General features: G+C 54.2%; 26 protein-coding genes and 2 pseudogenes. 13 read left to right on the plus strand and 15 right to left on the minus strand.

Annotated features, from left to right (window positions below):
* Nucleotides 1–396 (plus strand): integrase core domain-containing protein (locus ACR0L4_RS09185; RefSeq protein ID WP_480512362.1); only part of this gene is annotated, 396 nt, incomplete at its 5' end.
* Nucleotides 397–742: 346 nt separating this feature from the next.
* On the opposite strand, the gene ACR0L4_RS09190 is transcribed toward ACR0L4_RS09185, so the two are convergent.
* Nucleotides 743–967 carry a DUF1127 domain-containing protein gene (locus ACR0L4_RS09190; protein ID WP_480512364.1) on the minus strand — a complete coding sequence of 75 codons (225 nt, stop codon included), beginning with the start codon at nucleotides 965–967 and terminating at the stop codon, nucleotides 743–745.
* 130 nt (nucleotides 968–1,097) lie between these two features.
* On the opposite strand from ACR0L4_RS09190, the gene ACR0L4_RS09195 reads away from it, so the two are divergent.
* On the plus strand, nucleotides 1,098–1,997 hold the full coding sequence (locus ACR0L4_RS09195) for a LysR family transcriptional regulator (RefSeq protein WP_480512366.1): 900 nt from the start codon (nucleotides 1,098–1,100) through the stop codon (nucleotides 1,995–1,997).
* Nucleotides 1,998–3,293: 1,296 nt separating this feature from the next.
* Here ACR0L4_RS09195 and ACR0L4_RS09200 read toward each other — a convergent pair.
* The 7 genes from ACR0L4_RS09200 to ACR0L4_RS09230 form a co-directional block, all read right to left on the minus strand.
* Nucleotides 3,294–3,845: a hypothetical protein gene (locus ACR0L4_RS09200; protein ID WP_480512368.1), complete on the minus strand. Its 552-nt coding sequence runs from the start codon at nucleotides 3,843–3,845 to the stop codon at nucleotides 3,294–3,296.
* 65 nt (nucleotides 3,846–3,910) lie between these two features.
* Nucleotides 3,911–4,798 (minus strand): cytochrome-c peroxidase, encoded by an 888-nt coding sequence (locus ACR0L4_RS09205; protein WP_480512370.1) that lies wholly within the window; start codon nucleotides 4,796–4,798, stop codon nucleotides 3,911–3,913.
* Between the two features lie 20 nt (nucleotides 4,799–4,818).
* Nucleotides 4,819–5,136 carry a hypothetical protein gene (locus tag ACR0L4_RS09210; RefSeq protein ID WP_480512372.1) on the minus strand — a complete coding sequence of 106 codons (318 nt, stop codon included), beginning with the start codon at nucleotides 5,134–5,136 and terminating at the stop codon, nucleotides 4,819–4,821.
* Between the two features lie 26 nt (nucleotides 5,137–5,162).
* Nucleotides 5,163–5,771 carry a GNAT family N-acetyltransferase gene (locus tag ACR0L4_RS09215; protein ID WP_480512374.1) on the minus strand — a complete coding sequence of 203 codons (609 nt, stop codon included), beginning with the start codon at nucleotides 5,769–5,771 and terminating at the stop codon, nucleotides 5,163–5,165.
* Nucleotides 5,772–5,832: 61 nt separating this feature from the next.
* Complete coding sequence (locus ACR0L4_RS09220; protein ID WP_480512376.1) at nucleotides 5,833–6,510, minus strand: hypothetical protein; 678 nt, start codon at nucleotides 6,508–6,510, stop codon at nucleotides 5,833–5,835.
* A gap of 110 nt (nucleotides 6,511–6,620) precedes the next feature.
* Complete coding sequence (locus ACR0L4_RS09225) at nucleotides 6,621–6,845, minus strand: hypothetical protein (protein ID WP_480512378.1); 225 nt, start codon at nucleotides 6,843–6,845, stop codon at nucleotides 6,621–6,623.
* Nucleotides 6,835–7,824: a homocysteine S-methyltransferase family protein gene (locus ACR0L4_RS09230; protein ID WP_480512380.1), complete on the minus strand. Its 990-nt coding sequence runs from the start codon at nucleotides 7,822–7,824 to the stop codon at nucleotides 6,835–6,837. The genes ACR0L4_RS09225 and ACR0L4_RS09230 overlap by 11 nt, the downstream gene beginning before the upstream one ends.
* 149 nt (nucleotides 7,825–7,973) lie before the next feature.
* On the opposite strand from ACR0L4_RS09230, the gene ACR0L4_RS09235 reads away from it, so the two are divergent.
* Nucleotides 7,974–9,560: a winged helix-turn-helix domain-containing protein gene (locus tag ACR0L4_RS09235; protein ID WP_480512382.1), complete on the plus strand. Its 1,587-nt coding sequence runs from the start codon at nucleotides 7,974–7,976 to the stop codon at nucleotides 9,558–9,560.
* On the opposite strand, the gene ACR0L4_RS09240 is transcribed toward ACR0L4_RS09235, so the two are convergent.
* Nucleotides 9,502–10,176: a hypothetical protein gene (locus ACR0L4_RS09240; RefSeq protein ID WP_480512384.1), complete on the minus strand. Its 675-nt coding sequence runs from the start codon at nucleotides 10,174–10,176 to the stop codon at nucleotides 9,502–9,504. The genes ACR0L4_RS09235 and ACR0L4_RS09240 overlap by 59 nt on opposite strands.
* A 660-nt stretch (nucleotides 10,177–10,836) precedes the next feature.
* Nucleotides 10,837–11,730, minus strand: a complete 894-nt coding sequence (locus ACR0L4_RS09245) for a LysR family transcriptional regulator (protein ID WP_480512386.1) — start codon at nucleotides 11,728–11,730, stop codon at nucleotides 10,837–10,839.
* A gap of 178 nt (nucleotides 11,731–11,908) precedes the next feature.
* Here ACR0L4_RS09245 and ACR0L4_RS09250 point away from each other — a divergent pair, with 178 nt between their 5' ends.
* Nucleotides 11,909–12,250, plus strand: a complete 342-nt coding sequence (locus tag ACR0L4_RS09250) for a DUF1330 domain-containing protein (protein ID WP_480512388.1) — start codon at nucleotides 11,909–11,911, stop codon at nucleotides 12,248–12,250.
* A gap of 53 nt (nucleotides 12,251–12,303) precedes the next feature.
* On the plus strand, nucleotides 12,304–13,143 hold the full coding sequence (locus tag ACR0L4_RS09255; RefSeq protein ID WP_480512390.1) for an MOSC domain-containing protein: 840 nt from the start codon (nucleotides 12,304–12,306) through the stop codon (nucleotides 13,141–13,143).
* Between the two features lie 302 nt (nucleotides 13,144–13,445).
* Here the strand turns inward: ACR0L4_RS09255 and ACR0L4_RS09260 are convergent, their stop codons facing one another.
* A complete protein-coding gene (locus ACR0L4_RS09260) occupies nucleotides 13,446–13,796 on the minus strand; it encodes a hypothetical protein (protein WP_480512392.1) in 351 nt (116 codons plus the stop codon).
* A gap of 183 nt (nucleotides 13,797–13,979) precedes the next feature.
* Here ACR0L4_RS09260 and ACR0L4_RS09265 point away from each other — a divergent pair.
* A pseudogene (locus ACR0L4_RS09265) lies at nucleotides 13,980–14,294 on the plus strand (transposase); the annotation flags it as partial.
* Between the two features lie 86 nt (nucleotides 14,295–14,380).
* On the opposite strand, the gene ACR0L4_RS09270 reads toward ACR0L4_RS09265, so the two are convergent.
* Nucleotides 14,381–15,226, minus strand: coding sequence for a caspase family protein (locus ACR0L4_RS09270; RefSeq protein ID WP_480512394.1), 846 nt, complete (start codon nucleotides 15,224–15,226; stop codon nucleotides 14,381–14,383).
* 770 nt (nucleotides 15,227–15,996) lie between these two features.
* Here ACR0L4_RS09270 and ACR0L4_RS09275 point away from each other — a divergent pair.
* The 5 genes from ACR0L4_RS09275 (at nucleotide 15,997) to ACR0L4_RS09295 (ending at nucleotide 17,735) form a co-directional block, all read left to right on the plus strand.
* Nucleotides 15,997–16,428: a c-type cytochrome gene (locus ACR0L4_RS09275; RefSeq protein ID WP_480512396.1), complete on the plus strand. Its 432-nt coding sequence runs from the start codon at nucleotides 15,997–15,999 to the stop codon at nucleotides 16,426–16,428.
* Nucleotides 16,429–16,439: 11 nt separating this feature from the next.
* Entirely contained in the window at nucleotides 16,440–16,607 is a 168-nt protein-coding gene (locus ACR0L4_RS09280; RefSeq protein WP_480512398.1) for a hypothetical protein, read from the plus strand.
* Nucleotides 16,608–16,794: 187 nt separating this feature from the next.
* On the plus strand, nucleotides 16,795–17,154 hold the full coding sequence (locus ACR0L4_RS09285; RefSeq protein WP_480512400.1) for a hypothetical protein: 360 nt from the start codon (nucleotides 16,795–16,797) through the stop codon (nucleotides 17,152–17,154).
* 3 nt (nucleotides 17,155–17,157) lie between these two features.
* Entirely contained in the window at nucleotides 17,158–17,433 is a 276-nt protein-coding gene (locus ACR0L4_RS09290) for a CopD family protein (protein WP_480512402.1), read from the plus strand.
* 8 nt (nucleotides 17,434–17,441) lie between these two features.
* A complete protein-coding gene (locus ACR0L4_RS09295; protein ID WP_480512404.1) occupies nucleotides 17,442–17,735 on the plus strand; it encodes a hypothetical protein in 294 nt (97 codons plus the stop codon).
* Between the two features lie 306 nt (nucleotides 17,736–18,041).
* Here the strand turns inward: ACR0L4_RS09295 and ACR0L4_RS09300 are convergent, their stop codons facing one another.
* On the minus strand, nucleotides 18,042–18,626 hold the full coding sequence (locus ACR0L4_RS09300) for a DUF4396 domain-containing protein (protein WP_480512406.1): 585 nt from the start codon (nucleotides 18,624–18,626) through the stop codon (nucleotides 18,042–18,044).
* A gap of 481 nt (nucleotides 18,627–19,107) precedes the next feature.
* Here ACR0L4_RS09300 and ACR0L4_RS09305 point away from each other — a divergent pair, with 481 nt between their 5' ends.
* Complete coding sequence (locus tag ACR0L4_RS09305; RefSeq protein WP_480512408.1) at nucleotides 19,108–19,818, plus strand: M48 family metalloprotease; 711 nt, start codon at nucleotides 19,108–19,110, stop codon at nucleotides 19,816–19,818.
* A gap of 357 nt (nucleotides 19,819–20,175) precedes the next feature.
* Here ACR0L4_RS09305 and ACR0L4_RS09310 read toward each other — a convergent pair.
* Nucleotides 20,176–20,373: pseudogene (locus ACR0L4_RS09310) on the minus strand (transposase); the annotation flags it as partial.
* Nucleotides 20,374–20,391: 18 nt separating this feature from the next.
* Nucleotides 20,392–21,249, minus strand: a complete 858-nt coding sequence (locus tag ACR0L4_RS09315) for a LysR substrate-binding domain-containing protein (RefSeq protein ID WP_480512410.1) — start codon at nucleotides 21,247–21,249, stop codon at nucleotides 20,392–20,394.
* Nucleotides 21,250–21,334: 85 nt separating this feature from the next.
* On the opposite strand from ACR0L4_RS09315, the gene ACR0L4_RS09320 reads away from it, so the two are divergent.
* Nucleotides 21,335–22,357 carry a permease gene (locus tag ACR0L4_RS09320; protein ID WP_480512412.1) on the plus strand — a complete coding sequence of 341 codons (1,023 nt, stop codon included), beginning with the start codon at nucleotides 21,335–21,337 and terminating at the stop codon, nucleotides 22,355–22,357.
* The last annotated feature ends 82 nt before the right edge of the window (nucleotides 22,358–22,439 follow it).

Genomic DNA, 22,439 nt, shown 5'->3' on the forward strand with positions numbered 1-22,439 from the left:
GATCAGGTCCATGTTGTTCACAAGCCAAGATTGCTCAGCGATAACGGCTCAAGTTATGTCTCTGGCGACCTGGCTGAATGGTTGCAGGACAAAGGCATAAAGCACTCGCGGGGTGCGCCTTGTCATCTTCAAACCCAAGGAAAGATCGAACGTTGGCATCAAACCCTGAAAAACCGGATTTTGCTGGAAAACTACTTCCTGCCTGGTGACCTCAAGGCGCAGATCACGGCCTTCGTGGAGCACTATAATCATCAACGCTATCACGAGAGCCTGAACAACGTCACACCCGCTGACGTCTACTTCGGACGCGACAAAGCCATTCTAAGACAACGCGAAAGGATCAAACGAAAGACACTCGAAGCGCGACGCTTGCATCACCGCCAGCACGCCGCATAATCAAACCAACCAGATGAGCCAAACGCCCCCTTAGTTTAGGTCGCCTGTGGTTCCAAAAACCCTGACGACGGACAGTCGTGTATTAAGTTCCGTCTCAGGCAGTCGTTTCAAAACGCAGCCCTATTTAGTCTCCATGAGTTTTGCCGCGTATTCGGGAATGTCAGACCGTGAGATGCCAATTTGAGAAAGCTGAGTATCGCTCAAGCTGGAAAGCGTCGACATCATCCGGGCTGTCTGGAGTGTGTTCAAAGCGGAACGTGCACTATTCAAAAAGCTGGTGCAGAACCCGGCCACGAAGTCGGTCGTCTTCTGCGATGCGACTATCCAAGCTGGGGATGATTGCAAACTATTCGCCATAAGCGGCCTCCTTCGCAAGTCTTCTTATGCCACTGCGTGGAATGCCTAGATCCGCTAGATCGCGGTTGGTTAGCATCGAAAGCTCATAGTAGGTACTGCGATAGACTTTGTGGCGTGCGAGAGAACTTCGCACGTGTTCTCTTTTTTGCTGAAACAATGTGCGACCAGCATCTAAAAGTGCCTCTAGGCTAAGTATCGAGCGTGTAATTGCCATGTTTGCGCCTCGGTTGTTGCTGCATCGCAGCGTTTATGCTGCACCGCAGAGGTAAGTGAATTTGGTAGCGCTCACAATTACTCAGTTTGGAACAGTGCCCTTTCCTGGGTGGCACAATTGGTTGGTACGCATGGATGTCTCAGCACAGATGATAATCTTTGCAACTGTTGTCGATTGCAGGAGCATTTCTGCCGCTGCTCGATCAATAGGGCAGACGCCGTCTGCAGTCAGCAAGCAGGTTGGCTTGCTTGAAGATCATGTAAAGTACCGGTTGTTGAACCGGACCCGGACAGGTGTTACACCGACACAGGAAGGTCGGGTGTTCTACAAAAAATGCAAGGCTATGGCAGACTTGCTCAATGAAGCCGAAGCCCTGATATCGAATCTGGACGGCACCCCGCGCGGCAACCTGAAAATCGCGTCCACCGTTGCATTCGGAAAATCGCAATTAATCCCAATTCTGCCAAAGTTCTTGGATCGATTCCCTGAAGTTCACGTTTCTTTGGATCTGACAGACCGAAACCTCGACCTGCAAGCTGAAGGGTACGACACAATCGTATGCTTTGACGAGCAGCGCAAAAATCCCGACACCGTCGTACGCCGTATCATGCAGAGTCATCGGGTACTGTGCGCAGCTCCCGATTATCTTGAGCGCTACGGAACCCCAACCAATTTTGCTGACCTGTCAGAACACAATTGCTTGCGGGTATCTGGGGAAATCGGACGCAACATTTGGCAACGCCAAAGCTCTGGTAGTGAACAGTGTTTCGAAGCACAAGGTAGTTTTGAAGGAAACAGCACAGATGTTGTTTTTCGCGCCGCGCTGGCTGGCCTGGGGATTGCACGCCTGCCTTGTTACATGGCCGAACAGAAGTTTGTTTCCGGCGAACTTGTGCATGTCATGCCAGAATACGCGCCGCCGAGTACCGAAATTGTTGCAATGTTTGCTGACAAGCGAAACCTTGCACCAAGAACCCGCGCATTCATTGAGTTTTTGGTACAACAGTTTAGGCGCAGGTCTGACAAGTAAAAAAATTGACTGCCGTGACCAACCAGTGAGTCTAGAACGACTAGGCTAGTTGCCGGGCTAGCTTAGCAAACTAGTCCGGAAGAAGTTGGTCCGGACTTAGAGCCATTGCTAGATCTGGCTCTCACGCCACGAATTAGATTCCAATTCTACTATCTACCACAAGTGCGGACGAGCTTCTTCCTTTAAATAAGGGGTGAAATTCGTCGCTTGAATGCACCTTTGATTGAGGGACAACGCCTCAAAGTTGACGAGGTTGCGCAGTTGCTACCATCACCTGAGTGAATTTTGTATGCCGCGCAATCTTATGGGCAAATCATGCAAACTTATGCGCGAAAGTCGTGCAAACCTATGAGAGAGGACACGCGATTTTTCTGAATGAAATAAATGACAGGAATGCAGCATTACGAGCGCGCCTACAGCATAGTATTGAATTTAGAGTAAAATTTTGCATGATTTGCCCAAATCTTGTGCATCACTCAACCAAATGTAGAACTGCAACACAAAATATATCTCAAAAAGGCAGTCTGAATATGAGTCAGATTGGTTTGAGGAGGCGGCCGGTAGACGCGTAAGCCTACAGTCTTTCCGTGGAACAGGTCATAGCCGGTCTCAATTCGGGTAGGTGGTTAAGAGGCAGTCGTGCCCTGCACATGCCAATGCAAGCGTTCTATTGGTGAAGGCGATCATCCACGAGCAAGAGGACAAGGTCTCTTATACCCAACCCGCATTGCAGACTTTCGCTGCGAGTGCGAAATCATTGTTTGGTCGACCTCATACACGCCCGTGCAATTGGCCGGATTGGCTGAATTGACGGTTATTGACCAAACATCAATCGTAGATGGCACCTACTTTGTCATCGATGTCTGATGGTCTATCCGGGCGAGGGGAGGATGGAGCCGGTGGTCTGAGTTAATCGATAGTGACAACTTTCGTTCCGAAAACGGAACCCCGCTGGTAACAACCGAGGCCGCTGCGCGCCTTTCTGGTCTTCATTGCGGTGAAATAGTCGAGACGCTTGCAGGAAAACGTCTTATGCCTCGGCAGGTTGGCGTTCCGTAGACCGTGTAGAGCTCGGTACCCAAAACCGCGCAATCCTTGCTGCAGTCCGAATGAAAAAGTCTTTCCGGTCAAGCCAGCGCGCGTTTCGACGAAGTCAGACGCACTGAGCTTCACGTAATCCACCCTATCGCATAGGAGGCTCGCGTGGCGAGCTTGGAAAAATGGCTTTCTGAGAGCGAAACCAAAAGCTGAGTAACACGTACAAATGTGACGTTCCGCTCAGAATCTCGAAACGCTTCAGTTGCGAATTGTGCGACTCTGAGCCTGTGGTTGCGGTTCCAACCCAGACGGTAGATCGCTCGGAATCATCTCGCCAGGGTTCAGTGCAGATGGATCGCTCAGGCTATGAAGAAACGCGACAAGCTGGCGGATTGCTTCGTCGTTCAAGACAACGGGACTCAACGAATTTGCCGCGACAATGCGGTTGCGCAAAGCGGGTGTGTTCATCACCCATGTGTCCCGCAGATCGAAAGCGTCACGACGTGTATCCTCCAACGGTCCGAATTCAAGCGCCGAACCACGTGAGACAAGGCGCTGCACATGATCAAGATCTGGCAGAGAAACATCCCTGGAATCGAAGGCAGCAAAGCTGTCCTCGGGATCGAGATGGTGCCGCACCATGTCTGCGAGCGCAGCAAACGCGCCGCTATGGCCCCACGGGCCGGTCAAAGCTACGTTGCGCAGGGACGGTGTTCGAAAGGCAAACAGATCTGCGGGATCACCGGTCACCCGGTATCGGCCCTCATCCTTAGCCCGCCCCGGCAGGCCGGTCTTGTTGAGGTAGTTCATATCCCCCCCATGACCTTTGCCCGGCCCGATTTGTGGGACGGCAATGGCATGGAACTGATGATCGGTCAGCAACGGGCCGCTATGGCAGTTTGCGCAGCCGGCTGCACCGTAAAAAGGTTAAGGCCGGCCTGCGCGTCTGGCGTTAGCAGCGACAGGTTCCCGGTTCGCAGCACCGCATCGTACGGGCTCTCATCGGACCGGAAGGTTGTCGTTTGGAATGCGGCCAGCGCTTCCGCAATGTGCTTATATTGAACGTCCTCGGCATTGCTGATCGCGGGAAACGCAACGCGGAGCATCTCCAGATACTCCGCAACACTCGCGACCCGTTGCGCCAGGTATTCCCATATCTGAGGCCTGTCTCCGAGATGGGCGGCGTTGGCAATCAGGTTCTCGCCATATTGCCCTGCCATTTCGATTGGGGAGGTCACAGGGAAGAACGCCTGTGCAGCCAACGGGCTGGATATGCCGGTGGGCAAATCCGACCCTGCAGGATTGCGTATCATGCCTGTGGGACCGACAGGACTCAGCGCTTCAACGCGCCCGTCGTGAAACAGCGACACATAGCTGCGCGCGCCGATGTTCCAGAGCGGCTGCGCGTTGCGGGGCACCCGCCCGGTGACCGGGTCAACGGTCACGCGTTGCGGTCCGGCCCCAGAGCCACCTTCTCCGATTCCAAGCGCTAGGCCGTCGCCCGATCCGAACGCTGGGTCATGGCAGGTGCCGCACGATATGTTGCGATTTCCCGACAGGATCGGATCAAAAAAGAGGTTGCGCCCGAGCTCTACGAGGGATGGCTCAGGCGCGCCGTCGTAAAGAAAGTCCTGGTCCGTCAACGGTGACGGTAGGGAGATGCCAGCGTTAGTATCGTTGCTGGACGCTGCAGCCAGAACTGTGGTCAACAGGCCGCCAGAGAACGCGACAAGAACGATCAGGAATTGAGGTCGTTTGATCAATTTTGGTACCTCACGGAAATTCAACGCGATTGTGAAAAGAGCCAGATGCTGGCGATGGCCAGCCCCAACCCAGCTAGTTGCGGAGACCCAAAGCGTTCTCCAAAAAGGAGCACGCCAAGTACAGAAAGCGCGATGACCTGACTCATGCTAGACATCACTGCGCCTTGCCCAAGCCCATGTGCCAGAAGACGGATATAGGCCAAATTGCCAAGCCCGAGCGCGACAATGGCGAGCATCAGGACAAAGCCCACACCCGTGTCTGCAAACTGTTTGAGCAGCACGCTGCCCATTGTGAAGCTGGCACCGGCAGCTAAAAGAACGAGCCAATAGGACGTCATGTTGTGTCTTTCGGAACGCTGTTGCTTCAAGCGACTTGGGTTGAAAGGGATTTCATCAGCAAAAGAACATCGCCTGTGTAGTAAGGCGGACTCGGGTGCAGACGCACGGGTTCACTTGCCACGCGATCGTACCCTAACCGTTCGTAGAGTCGCACTGCTCCGGTGTTCTGCTCATAGACCTGAATGCTCATCTTTTGAAAGCCGTTGAAGCGGGCCTGACTTTCGGCCTCCGCCAACAACCGAGAACCAATACCTTGGTTTCGCCCTTCGGCGAATACGGCCAAGGCATTGATGAACCATGTGTTCACCGACTGCTTTTCGAGGGCAACAAAAGGGGCTATCGGTGCCGGCAGATCATCAGGATCATCCGTTGGGGGTTCGGTGATCGCATAGCTCAGCACCATGCCGATTGGATATCCATGCGGCTCTGCAACCAACGCATTCGTGTAGGAAAACCCGCCGGTTCTGCGCTTGGCGCGCTCAATGCCAATTTCGAGCGGCGTTTGCCCTTCGACACACGCGCGGGTCCACAGCCAGTTCGGAATGCCCTCACCCGCAAGATTGATCAAATTGGCCAGGCTTTCAGCGTCCGAAGGCTCTGCCCGACGAATGGGAGGATGTGTTTGGATGTTCATTTTCAAGCCTCAAGGAATGGATGGGGGCGAGCTGTAAAGTGGCTCGTCCCCTGATCGCAGTTTATGTTGACGGGGCAATGTGCTCTTCAGAGATTGGCCCCACTGGCACGCCTGAGTCCCATTCCAGATGGTCATGCTCGTCTACGGGCAACGGTTGCTGGTCTCCTTTGCGGTACGCGGCGTCTTGTGCTCCTGCCGCATCCTCGAAAGGCTGTTCGAACGCGTATGTCGCGCTCAATCCCCAGAAGTCGGTGAATCCCAGCGTCGTCTGGATCAGGCCGCCATCTATTTCAGCATAGTCCCCGGTTACCCCAGTTACCGGTCGCAGGTTGGGCTGACCTATATCCGCAATCTCGGTGCCTTGGGTGACGAGCGTTGCTCCATCCTCAAAGGCAAAGGTCTGACGGCTGATGATCCAGACGCCCGTGGTGGCGTTGCCGCCTTCGCCGACGAAGTACCCGTCACAGGTCCATGTGCCAAGAACGAGGTCCGGGAAAGCCGGGCTGCCGTCCTCGAGAACGCCTACTGTCCCATCGGCAAGCGTGCCTTCGGGGTAGATGTAGCCCTGGCTAACAAAGGCATTGCCATGAGCAGGCATCCCGTTTTCATGAACCGGCTGAGCCGCCATGAAGATGCGTGTGTGGTCCTCAGCCACGTCAAAGGCCGACAGCATCTCGGCATTCGCCAATCCGGGGGCAAGGGCGATCGCGGTGGCGATCAGAAGGTTGGTCGGTTTCATTTTAGTCTCCTAGAAATTAGGGGTTGGAGGATGGAAACGGGTGTACGTGACACCTGTGGCGCCGTCCGGTTTACTGCACCGGCCGGACGTTTTGGTTTCTCACAAGCTCTTCAGAACTTTGGAAAAATAGGGTTGAGCCTTTGCCGGCGACCTTGCGGCGGCAACCCGATGTCAGACCGCAGGTGATCGTCCAGATAGTCGACCAAGGATGCCATCTGACGTTGACGCCAATGCGCTCGCAGCGCCTGACGCATTTGGAGAATGGCCGACGATACGCGTCTGCGCCGAGCCGGGGGCAGCGCCCATGAGGTCACAAAGCTCGTGTCAGCTGGCATGTCGTGTTCCTTCGAGATGACCTTGACTGGGTCTTACGTTTCCCGCTGCGCCAAGCGCCTCGCAGATGGCCGCGATATGCCGATGGTCGGTGCCACAGCATCCTCCAACAACCGTCAGGTTGGGCAATAGGACATCGAGGCCCGCATAAAGCGCGCCAAACTCGACCGGGTCCCCGTCGTCTAACGTATCAGCGGCGTCGAGTTCTTCATGGCTCAGGCGCGAAGCGTTCGCCCGGATCCCCATGATGCGCGCCGTCCAATCCCCGTGAAGGACATGCGCAAAGTGATCCGGATGCGCACAATTGATCATGTAGTAGGCCGGTGCTGCGTCGGTGGCTTCATCAACCCGCGCGATGGCATCCTTCAGAGTCTCACCAGAGGGAAGGTTGCCGTCAGTCTCCACCGTAAAGGCGATCGCAAGCGGCATGGCCTTTGCCTTGGCCGCGCGGGCGATGCCAATGGCCTCGTCAGAGTAGGTCATGGTGATGGCAGACACCATGTCGGCCCCGAACTCTTCGAACCAGCCGATCTGAACGCGGTGGTAGGCTTCCGCCTGATCCACAGTCAGCAGGCGTGCGGGCGCATATCCATCATCCTGCGGGCCGACTACGCCGTTAATGACGAAAGGACTTGTATCGGGCTGCTCCAGTTGGTCCCTTAGAGCTTTAAGTGCGCAAATAGCTTCAAGATGTACAGCGCGAAGTTTGTCATGGGATATACCAAGTTCAGCCGCCCATCGGGCGCTGGCTCGCCAGGTCGGCGTGTCCATCAGGAATCCACGCTGCTCGGCAAGGGCGATCCGTGCGTGACGTTCCATATAGGCGTCCATGGTGGCCAAACCTTGAGCTGTGTCGAGCGCTGTGAAGGCAGCGAACATTGGCAGATCGATGCCTTCGTGAAAGATCAGGGTCGTCTCAAGCCCGCCATCGGTGATCATGTTTGTGCCGTTCAGTTGCGGCAAGGCATTGCGGTATTTCATGGTCTACTCTCCAAATTGCATCGGTGAATCGCGACGGTGTATTGGGAGTGGACCTACGCGGCGTTGGCGTGCGGAGCTTGAGAGAAGTCTGAGATTTTCCTGAGATCGTCCTTTTCTTCGATGAGAAGTTCGACGATTCTGGTCCGGCCATGAGAATCATGATCGCCGATACCGAGATCGACTTTGATCAGATGACGACCCTCAGGGGTGGTCACACCGCGGCTCTCACCCGTCAAACTCTTGGCATATTGCGTGCGTTGCATGCGGCCGGCGGAGAGATCGTCAGCAAGGACGAATTGATCGAGCAGGTCTGGAATGGGCGTATCATCACGGACGCAACACTCTCGACCGCGATCAAAGAGGCGCGGCGTGCCGTCGGGGATTCAGGCAACGCTCAAAGAGTGATCAAGACCGTGCATGGGGTCGGATTTCGGCTGTCCGAAGTCGCCAAACCCATCGCCTGTGGCGCGAATGCGAAATCGCAGTTGCCCTGCCTGATCGTCTTGCCATTTCGCAGCCTCAGTGCGAAGGATGGCGACCAGCAGATTGCTGACGGGTTTAGCGAGGAAATCACATCGAACCTGACACGGTTCCGCAATCTCCGGGTCTTGTCGCAACTCACCGGCCTGCATATTCACGAAAGCCGGATGGATCACGCGAAGATTGCCGAACAATATGGCGTTGATTTTATCCTGGAAGGCAGCCTGCGCCGATCCTCTGAACAACTGCGGGTGACCATTCAAGTCAGCGACGCCCATTCGGGTGAGATTGCTCTGATCGAGCAATTCGACCGCACCGCGCAGCCTCAGGACATTTTTGAGTTGCAGAACGAGATTGGGCTGTTGACCGCCGGTCGCGTCGGATCTCGGCACGGCGATCTCGGCCACCGCATCCAGCGTCGGGCACTCAGCGGACAATCGCAAACCTGGGACGCCTATGCGGCAGTTGCGAAGTTCTATGAGTTCTACAAAACCTACGATCCGCAGCTACATCTGGAACTTCGCGACACCTTGCCGGGACTACTGCAAGTCGATCAAAACTCTTCCGACGGTTGGGCCGCCTATGCGCATGTCCTGCTGGAAGAACGTCGCTATCACCTGAACGAACGTACTGGCATAGACGCCCCGCATCTGGCCTTGGCGGCGGCGCAGCGGGGGGTCGTTTGCGATCCTCAAAGCGGTTTCGCCCGCATGGTACTGGCGCTTTGCCAGTTCCACACGCTGGATCTTCCGGGCTTTCGCGCATCCGCAGGCATCGCTCTGAACCTCAATCCGGGGCATGCCGATGTTTTGGCCGAGATCGGGCATTGCTATGCCTTTCTGGGTGATTTTGACCGCGCCATTCCTCTGCTTGATCGAGCGATCGACCTGAGCCCCATTCACCCCGGCTGGTATCACTACGCGCATGCATGGCGATTTGCCCTTGGCGATTTCTGGCAAGCCGCGCTGCTGGAGATCGAAAAGGTCCCGATGGACGGGTTCCCCTGGTACCATGCACATCTTGCATGGTTTCACGCGGAACTCGGCAATCTAAGAGAAGCGGAAGCCGCACGCGACGCACTGCTCGGGCTTCTGCCAAACTTCGAAGATCACATTCCCGACGAGATGGTTTTCAATCATTTCACAGGCCCATTGGTCGACAAGGCTTTTGAAGGATGGCGAAAGGCAGGGCTCGTGGTCAGTCTCCCCGCCGAAAAGGCCATCGCGACAAAGCCACAAACGCAGCAACAAGAATAGTCGCGGCAAGAAGATTGTATCCCCCAAGCGAAACGATCAGCGCACCTGCAATGCCACCGAAGGCAAAGCCCAAGAGGTAGATCGCCATCGCCTCAGTCGCCCGCGCACCAGCAAGGCCAAGATAAAGCGGAAAAAACAGAAACAGCGCAAAACCGTTTGCCAGGATCGTAAGCCCTAGAACGAGCATGTCGGATGCCACGTAGCTCGCGGCGCCTGAGATTGCCGCTATCAATAGCGACACGTCGCGCACAATCCTTGTCCCAGCCGCTGAAACCACTCCGGCGACCCCCGATCCAACGGCGCTGGCCACCAAACTCCCCAAAAGCCAGTAAGACATCGCCTCGGCCGAACCGATGGATTGTCCGAAAAGCTCCAGAAACGTCCAGTATGCACCCATCATTACGAAAAACGGCACCATCCGAAGCGTTCCGCCAGAAAAAACCAACGCGGACCGGAGCGGCGGTCCCGATGTGGAACCTTCCCATCGCGGGACAAACAGGATGACGGCGAGAACCGTCAAAACCGGAAACGGACCAACCCCAAGCAACGGCGCGACAAGATAGACGCAAAGGGACAAAACAAGCCCGATGGTCAGGGCAACACTCAGCATACGCACCCGTTGCGGTTCCTGGGACACGGAGCTAAGTGCGCCCCGGCTGAGAGCGCCTAAAGCCAGTCCCAGAGCACCGCATGCCGCTGTTGCCACGAATACCGAAAGAAGGGATCCGGCCGAGAGGATTATCAGCGCGAAAATCGCCAAAACCGTGGACGACCGCGCGTTCAGAAAAGGTATCAGGCCGGCACAGGTGCTGGCCGAGGAGAGCAAGAGCAAACTTGCATGAAGTCCCGAGACAGTGTCAGAAAGTCCATGAGCCCGAGCCAGAGCACCTACCCAAATCGGAACCGTATTTAATAGAACCGCCCCAAATACAATGACCAACAACTCAGGGTGTATTATGGTTTTCCGCATGGTTTCTCCCGATCAGCACGCCAGCGGTATTAAACCTCAGCATATCTATCTGAAACTGCGTTCTTTGCTGCCTGAAACAGATTGTAATTTGCTCCAAATCGTATTGACGGCAGTTAAGTCCTGAATTCCCAAACCTGACTAGCACGCTATCGTTGCGTTGCCTTCGAATTTCGGAGCAACGCCGGTGAGCGAACCAATACCGGTCAAGTGTTTTTGTCAATCAACCCTCGCCGATTGCGCGGCTCAGAGCGCCGTAGCGGTGTGAGTTCACAAAGATGGCCAAACATCTCCGTAGCCATTCTCGTCTCAACAGTCTGTTTTTTGTTGCAAGCTTCGGGCTTGGTCGCAATGATCTTTGACGGCACTTTTTAGCGCCGCGACATTGGGTGACAATTTACCCTTCGGCCAAGCCAGCATTGTTCGCAACGTGTTGCTCCCTTCCGGCAGATACGTGACCCGCAGCCTACGAGCCGACGGAAAGGTATCAATGACGCTGTGAGGAACGAGTGCCGCACCCATTCCAGCCAGTACGCAGCCCAGCATGGCATGATACGAACCCATTTGGATCGTGCGTTCAGGAACATCCTCTTGTTGCGCAAACCATTGCTCAAGAAGCTTGCGATGCGGGCATCCATGCTCGAACACCAATACCGTTCGGGGGCAGCCATTCTTGCCTCCAATCGGTGCGTGTGTATCCGACGTCACAAGGACCGGCGTTTCCGTGAAAGCGGTCATTTGGTCAAATCGCTTCTCTGGTACAGGCTCCGCGACAAAGGCGGCATCGATCTCACCTTGCATCAAAGCATCGAGAAGCATGACAGGATTGCCTGTCTGCATCTCCAGAATCACACTGGGAAAACGTTCGGAGAATGTAGCAAGCGGTCCGGGGAGGCGAACCGCTGCAGTGCTTTCCATTGATCCGATACGCAGGACGCCTGTTGGCTTGTCAGAATGCAGTGCGTCCTCTGCTTCTTCAGCCAGCGCCAGAAGTCGCTCGGCATACTCCATCAGAATCCTGCCAGCCGGGGTAAGAACCATCTTACGACCTTGCCGGATAAAGAGCGTTGTCTCCAATCGATCCTCAAGTTGCTGGATGCGGCTTGTAACCGCGGATTGCACGCGACCCAGACGCTTTGCAGCGCGCGTTACGCCGCCCTCGTGCACCACAGCGCGAAGAACCCGCAAATCGGAAAGCTCCATCTATTCATCTCCGAAATCGATCTTTTAGATCAGAATAACTCGTTTTTCTCGATGGCTCTACTGCACTAAGACGCACTGAAAGCCGCACCTCGAGTTTCAGGAGAACGTTATGGACAACCAAGACATCGCACATGTCCGGGAAAGCCGGATCCACATTTAACCCAATGCAGACGTCCCCATGACCGCCCCTGCAAGCGGCACAATACATTGGATCAAAAGAGGAACAAAAATGCCAAAAGGGTATTGGATTGTGCGGGTAGCCGTACACAACAACAGTGAATATCCCAAGTATCTTGAAGCCGCGCGAGAGGCTTTTGAAAAGTTCGATGCAAAATTCCACGTGCGTGGAGGTCGATACGTCGCCCTTGAAGGTGCCTCACGTGACCGAAATGTGGTGGTTGAGTTCAAAGACTTCGACACGGCATTGGCATGCTATAACTCTCCCGAATACAGCGCTGCGCGCGCCATCAGGCAAGCAAATGCAGATGCAGATTTTCTGATCGCGGAAGGTGTTTCCTGATGCTGGCTCGGAGTTTTTCGTCGTTTACGATCTAAGATTGGATATCTTCAGCTATGAAAAAGACATCTTTCCCATCCTCTATCCGGTCCTCCGAAAACAAGTCTTTTTCGGATTGTTTGGCCCAAATTCTGGGCGCTGAATTGAACGAAATTCCCGCTGCGCTCGACGACCTTGGGCTAGAGAAAATCGGTTACTGGCTGGCCGCTCAAAACCTTGCTCTTATCCCTGTCCGCGCGCCCGAGTGTTTTCAATGGGCCGGATGGTGGATCGGGCGACTTGAGGGCGGTGATGGGTATGTTGCGATGGCGGGTACGCCATCCGGTGTGGCCTGGGTGCCAGAAGGAATCATGAGTGGATGTGGAGATGTCTTGGAGGGTTGGGTCATCGCCCCCCCTGCATTGGCTCTGCCCAGCCGCGATGAAAAGCAAGGGACCATCGAAGCAATTTTCCGGTTTGCAGACTCCGGCGCACCCGGAGAATTGCTGTCATCGGCGCGCCTTATTGCAGGCGTCGGCATTGACGGCGACCGCTACGCGCTCGGAAAGGGACACTTCCAGAGCGAAGGCCGTTGGGGTCAGGCTCTCACGCTCATTGAAGCAGAAGCAATAGAGTTTTTGGCATCGGAACACGATGTCGAGATGTCAGCCGTGGACGCTCGAAGGAACATTGTGACGCGCGGTATCGATCTCAATGCCTTAATGGGTCAACGCTTTCGGGTTGGCGGCATCCTGTGCCAGGGATCTCGGCTGGCGGAACCGTGCGCATGGCTGCAAAGAACGACGCCGCCCGGCATGCTCCGAGGTCTTGTTCATCGTGGCGGCCTAAGAGCCGACATCCTGGAGGATGGCGAGATAAGACAGGGCGACAACATTTCGCCCGAAACTAGTAATTGAAACGACTGACAATCAGCTGAGCGAATGGAACTGTTGATGCCCATTGTATCATCAATAGTTTGGGCATTCTGATACATTTGAAGTACCCCCAGTAATTTTTAGGTCATTAAGATTTTTATCGAAACAAACGGCCCACAGCCGCCGTTGACATCGGTCTCATTCGTTGTGGTGCGGCTCGTCGAACCTGCTGTTGGCTACACACGCAAAGTCGAGAATAAGCTGAATTCACGGATCAGAAAACAAAGCCCCACTCGACGCCCGGCGCGCGGCCGAAATCAAACCACTCTGTGTTAATCAGTTGATCAGATTTTCGAAAGAAGTACTTCGCTTAAACCAAACTGAGCCCCGATTACCCCGATCACGAAGCCGGTGGGTAGACTAAATAAAAGGGCAAGGGGTTTGCGCTTTTCCGTTCCATTGGAAGAAGCGGGCTTTATACCGCTGAATAAGCTACGATCCAGCAAGTCATCCAAAAAGAAAATGAAAAGAAAAACGAAACCGAACGGAATAAAAACGTAAACAATCGTGAGCCAGAACGCGGTTCCCTCCAGGTTTATCCATTCGCCGACAGCCATCCCGAGAAAGAGGCCCACCGCTAGAATTGCAGCTCCATTTAACCAGTCCCCAATCTGCATTTTTCGTCGGTCGCCCATGTACTCTTACCCCATCTGCCGAACGTCCAAGCCAAAAAACACTTTCGGTTCAATCTTGGCAAGCATCTCGTTTCGCGAAACTATACAAACAAAAACGGCTAGCTTAATAAAAATTCTAGTTTCTTTACCATCTTGGGAGTTCTCGTAACATCGCCATCGGTCTTTAGACAGTTGACCAGGAAAAGTGACAACACGGGTGCCCGCGCACTCCTGAGCAACCTGCCAGCCGCCGATTGGATGATCGCTGACCCCGGCTACGATACCGACTGGTTTCGAAAGGCGTTGAAAGACAAAGGGATACGGACCCGCATCCCAGGCAGGAAGTCTCGTGAGAAGCCTGTGCGATTCGACAAGCGCAGTTAAAAAAGACGCAACCGTATCAAGATCATGTTTGGCCTGATGAAGGATTGGTGCCGAGGAACAACCCGCTACGATAGATGCCCGAAGGTGTTCCTATCAGCCATCATTCTCGCAGCCGCCGTCACCTTCTGGCTTTGAAACTCAATGAGTCTGGAACCTAGGAAGGGACAAACAAATGTATGATTTTAAGCCCCATCCAAGCAACCTCATCAGGCTGACCTCTTTCAGTTTGCAGCCGGGTCCTTCATGCCAATCCTTATGTTTAACGATGACCGTGCCCAAGGGGATTGGAGTCCAACGGTTTCATTAATCACGTCTGAACGCACCTGATCAAACATCTGCTCTAAGGGCAGGACAGAGGTGCTGATCGCACGCGCAATCGCCGCTGTGTAAGGGCTGTTGGCTCCAGTTCCGTCCAGTGCAACTTCGCCTGGCCCTGTAGCATAGGCGATCAGGTTGTTCGTGCGGGCGGTCATACGCGCAAGCCCGTCGCCCACATCCACGTTCACGTCCGATTGACTGCTAAAAGGATTGTCGCGGCAGGCGTCCAGAATCATCACGCTGACGGCCTGCGGCGTGTGAATGCGATCCAGTATCCATTCCGCAGGGACGGCTTCACCGGCAATGTCGGCTTCAGACCGAATGTTCACGTTCAGCGGAAGAAGATAGTTAAAATCATCACTGCGCACTCCATGCCCTGCGAAATAGAACACGGCCAGCGACTCCCACCCTGCAGCACGAACCGTGCTAGCAAAGGTCTCCACTTCCGCCATCATCTCGGCACGGTTCACATCTGTCAGCGTCGTGACCAAAAATCCGACGTCTCGCAGTTTATCGCTCATCAAACGCGCATCGTTCACAGGATTGTCGAGCGCTGGGACACTTGTGTATCCACCATTCCCAATCACCAACGCAAACCGTTCATGCGCCGCTGATGGGCCCGCAAAAAGGGCGATTACGATGCAAAGTGTTGCAAAAACTTGCTTCAAATGTTCCTCCAATTTTACTTGAGCCAGAGATGCCGAAGAATCTTCGGCTATACCACTAACCGCTTCCTTTTTTGGGGCCATTGAATTGCGACGAGCAGCAAATCAAGGCAGGGTATCCAAATTCTATATGCAATCGGCAGTCAAGTTCGCAATCTGTGAATTAGGCAACGTTCTCAATTCTCATATACCGCGAACCGCCGCATTGCGTGGGCAATCGCAACACAAAACAATGGACTGAAAATTCGGTAGGGGCTGTGGAATACAGGGCAGGGGCTTGTGCTGCGCTGGCCCCGAAGTCTGCTAGGAACCCAAACCTACCTATGCTGCACGGCGCATCAATGACGGCTTTCGTTGTGTTTTTTGGAACCTAGAATAGGTTGCAGGTGTGAAGCCTGCTCGAAACACAATCACATTGCTGCTTGTTGTTTTTGTTGTCCTTGATGACAGGGCTCGGCGACCACGTGCATGCGATCCTAGAGAACTGCGATGGTGGGCATTGCGATTGTCATCCGCACGTGTCTGTAGAAGAACACCACGCTGACCATGCATCGGTAGCGCAAAGCGAAGACGGACAGCATAATCCGGGCGGCGCGACACACGAAGGGTGCAATCCAATCCTATGCAATGTTCTCGCGCTCGCGACGCAGATTTCCGAAACCAATTTTGGCCAAGCGGAGGTAGTCTCGACATTGCTGGTTCCAAGCCTCTCGACGTTCAATGAACCGGATAGCCCGGACAGACCACCTAACGCTTGAAACAGAATTTCGAGGCTGTTCACAGCGGTGAACACGTTCCGGTGTGCTGCGCATTATGTGCGGCACCACTCTGTTACGTGAGGTAAGAACCAGACCATGAACCGAAGATATCTCCTGATCTGCGCATGCGTCGTGGTAGCCGTTGCTGCCTACAACACTCTACGCCCCGCTCCAGTTGATGAGACCACGCAATCGACACCTACCGAAGGCAATGCCATGGTGGCCATTCAGATGCCGCCTATCGAAGGAAATGCGGTCGTCGGCCAACGCATGTTCGAAAGCGCGTGCGACGTATGCCACGGCAGCAATGCGGTCGGTGTTGATGGCGCAGGGCCACCGCTGATCCATGTTATCTATGAATCCAGCCATCATGCAGACGAATCCTTTCAACCCGCCGTTGCGATGGGAGTCAGAAGCCACCACTGGCAGTTTGGCGACATGCCTCCAGTTGAAGGCTTGCCTCGTGGTGACGTGGCTATGGTCATCGACTACATACGCGAAATACAGCGTGCCAATGGAATAAACTGAGGAACCCCCCAATGAAGAAGCTCACCACAATTGCATTGATCTCCTCACTTGCCACCAGCGCTTTTGCCCATTCGAGTGTGGACGCCACCACACCGAAAAATGGCGCGACAGTTGCCGAAGTGCCCTCCGAGATCAGTTTCGATTTCGCGGATGATATTCGCCTGAAAAAGTCAACATGATCTATCAGGATGTTCATAAGGTATCCCTCGAACTTGAAGACCATAAAAGTTTTGGGCGCGCGTTCACGCTCCGGCTTCAAAACATGGGTGAAGGCATCTATCGCGTTGAACGGCAGGGCTTGCGCTCGCGGGCTCTGTCCTTGGGTTTATGCTTCGCGGCCGCGCCCTGACGGGAGGAGCGGATGGCATGACCTATCCGGAAATGCTCGGTCTATTGTGGCAAACCTCGATTGGGGACGTTCTTGTTTATCGGATCACAGGGGCCGTACCAATCATCGCCAGAGTGTTTGTTCCGCTCGTTGGGCAATGGATCGCTCTCGCTGGTGGATTGCTCGCTCTGTGGTCCTTTGCTCAGATTGGGAATGTCTCCGAGTTGGAGACAACCGGCGTTCGGTTTCTATTGCTCCTGCAACTTTTGGGAATTGCGTTTTGGATCGGCATCCTTGGACCCTTGCGTGCCCTGTCGCAACGGCCAGAATATCTGAGCAGCGCGACCATGATGGGGCATCGGTTTGGTCAGGCAGCTTCGATCATTGTTCCTGCATAGATTTTGGCGGGACTGCTGATGGCTTGGATGTTACTGGGCGATCTCAGTGAGTTAATGACCATGGGATACGGACAAACCCTGCTGATCGAACTTGCACTTATGGGCGTGGTCCTAACCTTGGCAGCCGCAAACAAACTCCGCTTCGTTCCGGTCATGCGGTCCGGGGACGAAAAAACCGCCCGCCACTTGGAGCGTTCCATAGAAATCGAAACTGTAATCATTCTGGTGCTTCTTGCAGCAACCGCGACGCTTGCCAGCGTTTTGGCTCTACCGAATTGAGGTATCCCATGAACAGGCAGGACTTTTTGATCGTCACATTCTTCAGCTTCGCAACGGTTGCAAGTGCCGGTCACGAAATGGTCGACCGGGATTTGGCCAATGGGCAAGCCCTGTACGTCGATAGATCCGCGTCTTGTCATGGCGTCAATCTTGAAGGACAACCGGATTGGCAGACGCCTGACAACAACGGCATTCTGCCTGTGCCGCCCCATGACGAGAGTGGACATACATGGTACCACGACAACCAGTTTCTGTTCGAATACACCCTGCTAGGCGGCGAGGCGGCGTTGACGGCTTTGTAAGTGGTATGCCCGGATTTGGCGATGCCCCAACCGATGGCCAAATCTGGGACATCCTCGCCTATATCGGCTCCACTTGGCACTATGATATTCTGCAATTGCAGGCCAGTCGTAACCTTCCGCACGAGTAAAAACTGGCATCTGGTGCAGCTTACGGTTTTGCGAGGTCAGTTCGGCGAGCATTCGACTTGGCCTGCAATGTCGTCGTGATTTAGGAGCCCAACAGGTTTTGAAGTGCTAAAAATGGATGGGTGCAATTCGCGAAGTCACCTAGACTGCGATCAGCAGGATCGTGTAGGTGCCAATGACTCAGAGCAACATGGAGTGCAAAGGCAGCGCCTTCATGCTCATACTGTGACCCGGAGTGTTTTTCATTTTGTCATGGAACACGCCGTTCTTGTCTGAAGACGCATGCCCTATGCCTAACGCAGGGCCATCTGCCCCGGGTAGGGTCATAAATCCGTGTTTCAATTGATTGGCCACGTGCCAACGATTGATTGGGAATGCAACAAAACCACTCACAATTGTTGCCAAACTCATGCGAAACCAGAAAGTTGGAGAAAGCGGGTCTTCCGATCCAAGCCAAGCCATGGCTAACAGGATCATAGTCGGAATCATGCCCGTCATTACCATGTTCATTGACACGTTTTCTGCGAAGAGCGTCTTTCCGACAGCTTGCGAATAACTTCCATACATCGAAAGCATCATAGGGGTTTGAAAGATGAAAAGCCCTGAGGCGAAACCAAAAACATATTCGACCGCAATGTCCCATCCATTCGACAGCACAAGGAAATGAACAAGGATTGCAGTGACTATGATCCCTGTGGCGTGGCCAGCCAAGCAGTGGATTTCGTTGTTAACCCCTTGTTTCCGCTTTGCGCGTGAAACGGTCATGCCCGCCTGAAAATGGGCGACGGCAGGTGATGAGGTAGAAAATCAGTCGGACTGGTCCTGAATTGTCTTCACCAGAACCCAAGCCATACGTTGAACCCAACTGGTCACGCCATTGCTAATTGAATCCCAAACGACGAGTTCCACGCTGGCACCGGTCAACCAAAACCGCACAAGCATCGCACCGTTGAGCACTTTGAACTCCCCGAACTACAAACCCTGCCAATTGCGCGAAGAATCGGCGCCAAGATGCATATCACGATTAGTGGGTATTAGATCTTGTGCGGACCGGCTGTTCGTTCGACACAATGCCATCTTCGGTGCTCACCATTTTGACGGCATCTGAATCGTGATGCGACTACACCCATTCTTCTCTGTTATTGAATAACAATTTAGGCGGCGCCTAAGGTTCGGGATTGGTCGTTGCTCTATCGACGACTACGAACTCTATTTCAGCTCTATTGAACGGTAGAAAGGTGTATTTATGAAGCGGAGTGTCTTGGTATGTACTGTTTTGTTGTTCGCGGGATGCGTGTCAACCGTGGCTCCTCCATCGGCACCTATCCCAAATCCCGGTCGCGCGAATGCACAGGTCAGTCCACAGCAGGCACAATTAAGATTTCGGCAGGTTGCCTCTCGAATAGAGCCCGTCGCAGAGCGAGAATGTCGTCGTCAAACTCAGGGAGTGAATTGCGATTTTTTGATCCGCATTGATCCAAACAAAAAAGCACCCTCAAACGCGTATCAAAGTTTGAGCAAGTCGGGACGCCCCATTATCACAATGACTCAAGCGCTGACACGGAATGTGAACAATTCCGATGAACTCGCATTTGTAATGGCGCATGAGGCCGCTCACCATATTCAAGGGCATTTGGCGCGGCGTGCCCAAAATGCGGCGGCTGGTGCAATAATTTTGGGGGGTCTGGTGACAATAGTCGGGACTGGACCCAATGACATTGCCGCAGCGCAAGACCTAGGAGCCTTTGTTGGTGGGCGCAGCTATTCGAAGGACTTCGAGCTGGAAGCTGATCGGCTAGGCACGGTGATAGCTTACAAAGCGGGCTATGATCCACTCAAAGGTGCGCTCTACTTCGCACGAGTTCCTGATCCTGGTGATCGTTTTCTAGGCACACATCCTCCAAACGCTCAAAGATATTACGCGGTGCAGAATGCAATGGCCCAGATCGGTCGTTGACCAATTTGAGATTTTGTTTTGCTGTACTGATCTCGGTTTTGCCGAGCTGAGTGACAATGGTCCGCTAAGGTGCAGGGAGAGACACTAAGCAGTTAGTCATCAACAATAGCAAAGTCTTTAAAATTTATTAATGCGGGCCAATTAGTTAGGTGTGTTTTTGTGGTGTGGCCCGCGTTTACAAATCTGACAAGGTGGAAGCCGAGTGCAGCCTGTCAGCGCATTGACCCGCGCTTTGTTGTTTCGGCCCAAGCCTACTTTTGACCAGCGTATTAAGCGTCGGATCCGAGCGTGGTCGGAAGATGGGCTTTTCATTTTTCATCATGGGGGCTGCTCTGTCTAGGTGGGTGCCGTGACTCAGAGCAGTGTGCGCATCTGGGCGATTTTTCCTTTGTGTCCGACGCCGGCGAGGAAGCCGTAGTGACGAATGCGATGGAACCGGTCAGGGAGGATATGCGCCGCGAGACGCATGACCTTCATGCGGTCGTCACATTTGATCCAGTAATCCTTCCACCGGAACGCCACGGTATCGGCATCAGCTCTGACACGACGGTGGTTTACCGATAGGCAGCTTTGCTAGGCCCTCGTTAGAAACGCAGTTCGGATAGCTGATTTCATTGCATTCAGTGGTCCGGTCTCCGGTGAACCGTTTGCAGCCATGACCAGCTTCGAAGCAGGTGTGCTGTTGAAGCCAAGAGCTTCATCTACAATTAACAGTCCGGAATGAAGCGAAGAGCGCCCCAGCAGCCCAACCGCGATCCCAGCTTCTACTGCCGCGATTACGCCGGAGACACTTTGGCTTGAATAGACGATTCGATATGGTCTGGAACGGCGCTCTAGAGAAGCGATTGCCGCATCGCGCCACCAGCAGGCATGATCGAACAAGGCCACTGGCAAAATGTCGTCTGAGTAGAAATCCCGATGCGCTGATGAGACCCAGCATGTTGGGTCTTCTAACAACAGTTCTTCATGTTTTCTTGTGCGTTCCACCTCATAGATTGCGAGGTCCAGGGATCCTTTGTCGAGCGCGTCGGGAAACTCTGCACTGATAGCGCAGGTTACCTCCAGTTCGGCTTGTGGATGGTGTCGGGTGAATGCCGCGATGATCTGCGCCAGCTTAGCTCGGCTATGGTCATCTGGAATGCCAATGCGCAGCTTGCCGGATACTGTAGTTTGGGAAATATCCCGCAACGCTGAGTCGAGGCGCGCGGTCACGTCAAGTGCAATGGGCAACAGCCGATGGCCTGTGTCGCTCAAGACTACCCCGCGCCCGTGCCGTTCAAAAACGGACTGGCCGAGGATGGCTTCGAGGCGTTTGATCTGGAGGCTGGTGGCAGATTGAGATCTGTGGATGCGCGACGCGCCGTCGGTGACGCTCCCCGCTTCGGCGACAGCAACAAAGGTGCGCAGCAAATCGCTGTCCAGATTTTCCATTCAATTTCCCAATATCAGAAATTGTTATTATTCGTTTCACACATGCCTTATCCACTCCTATTTTTCAAGTACAGAGGAGCATGCCATGAACGAATGGACCATTTCCCACCGACAAACAGGTAAGTACTATGTGGTATGGGGCGTATGCCTGTCCCTGTTGATCGGCATCGGTCTTGCTTGGCCCGAGCACATCGCGGATGCCACCAAGTTTGTATTGTTGGGCCTTGTTGTCGTTGCTCCAATCGTCATTCCGGGCATCCTTCTTGCCGCGTGGATCATCGCCAGCGGTGCCGATGCACACATTGCCCGCGCGTTCGAGGGCAGAACGCTTCAAACGGTCGTGACCGCATCCATAATCGGGGCCATCACTCCGGTTTGTGGTGTTACTGTGCTGCCCTTGATGGCTGGATTGTTGGCCGCGGGCGTGCCGCTGGCCCCGATCATGGCGTTTTGGTTGTCATCCCCGATCACAGATCCTGCGATGCTTGCGACGACAGCCGCCACTCTTGGATTGAGCTTTGCAATTGGTAAGTCACTCGCGGCAGTGGGATTGGGTGTGTTCGGTGGTGCAGTGACCAGCCTGTTTGCCAAGACACCTTGGGTATTGAATGCACTTCGCGACAACAGACTAGCGCGACAACTGAGCGCAGAGCGATGCGGCGTTGACCGGACTTTCGATCCATGGGTTTGGAAAAGTGAGGCGCGTCGGCTCTCATATGGTAAACAGTTCTGGGCAACTGCGCGGCTGATCCTGATCTGCCTGATCCCTGCTTTCGCAGCCGAATACGCCCTGAACGCCGCACTGACCCCAGGGGTGCTTGCGGCCTATGTTGGCGAGGATCAATGGTGGGCTATTCCTGCTGCAGTCTTTGTGGGTGCTCCGGCCTACATTGATGGATATGCTGCACTTCCGCTGACGCGGGGGCTTGTCGACAATGGCATGTCCGAAGGCGCGGCCATGGCCTTTTTGATCTCGGGTGGTGTGATCAGTATCTGGGGCGCAATGGCGATAGCGCCAGTTCTCAAACTGAAGCCATTTCTGCTCTATCTCTTGCTCTCGGTTTCGGGGTCGCTCGCGGCAGGATATACGTTTGGGTGGATAGTTTGAACACGCATTGGAACCAAAGTTGCCATCAGCAAAGATCAACCTAGTTCAAAATCTCGGCCATGGACCAATCGCCGAAGCAAAC

It is taken from the genome of Ruegeria sp. AB5 (genome assembly GCF_056542645.1).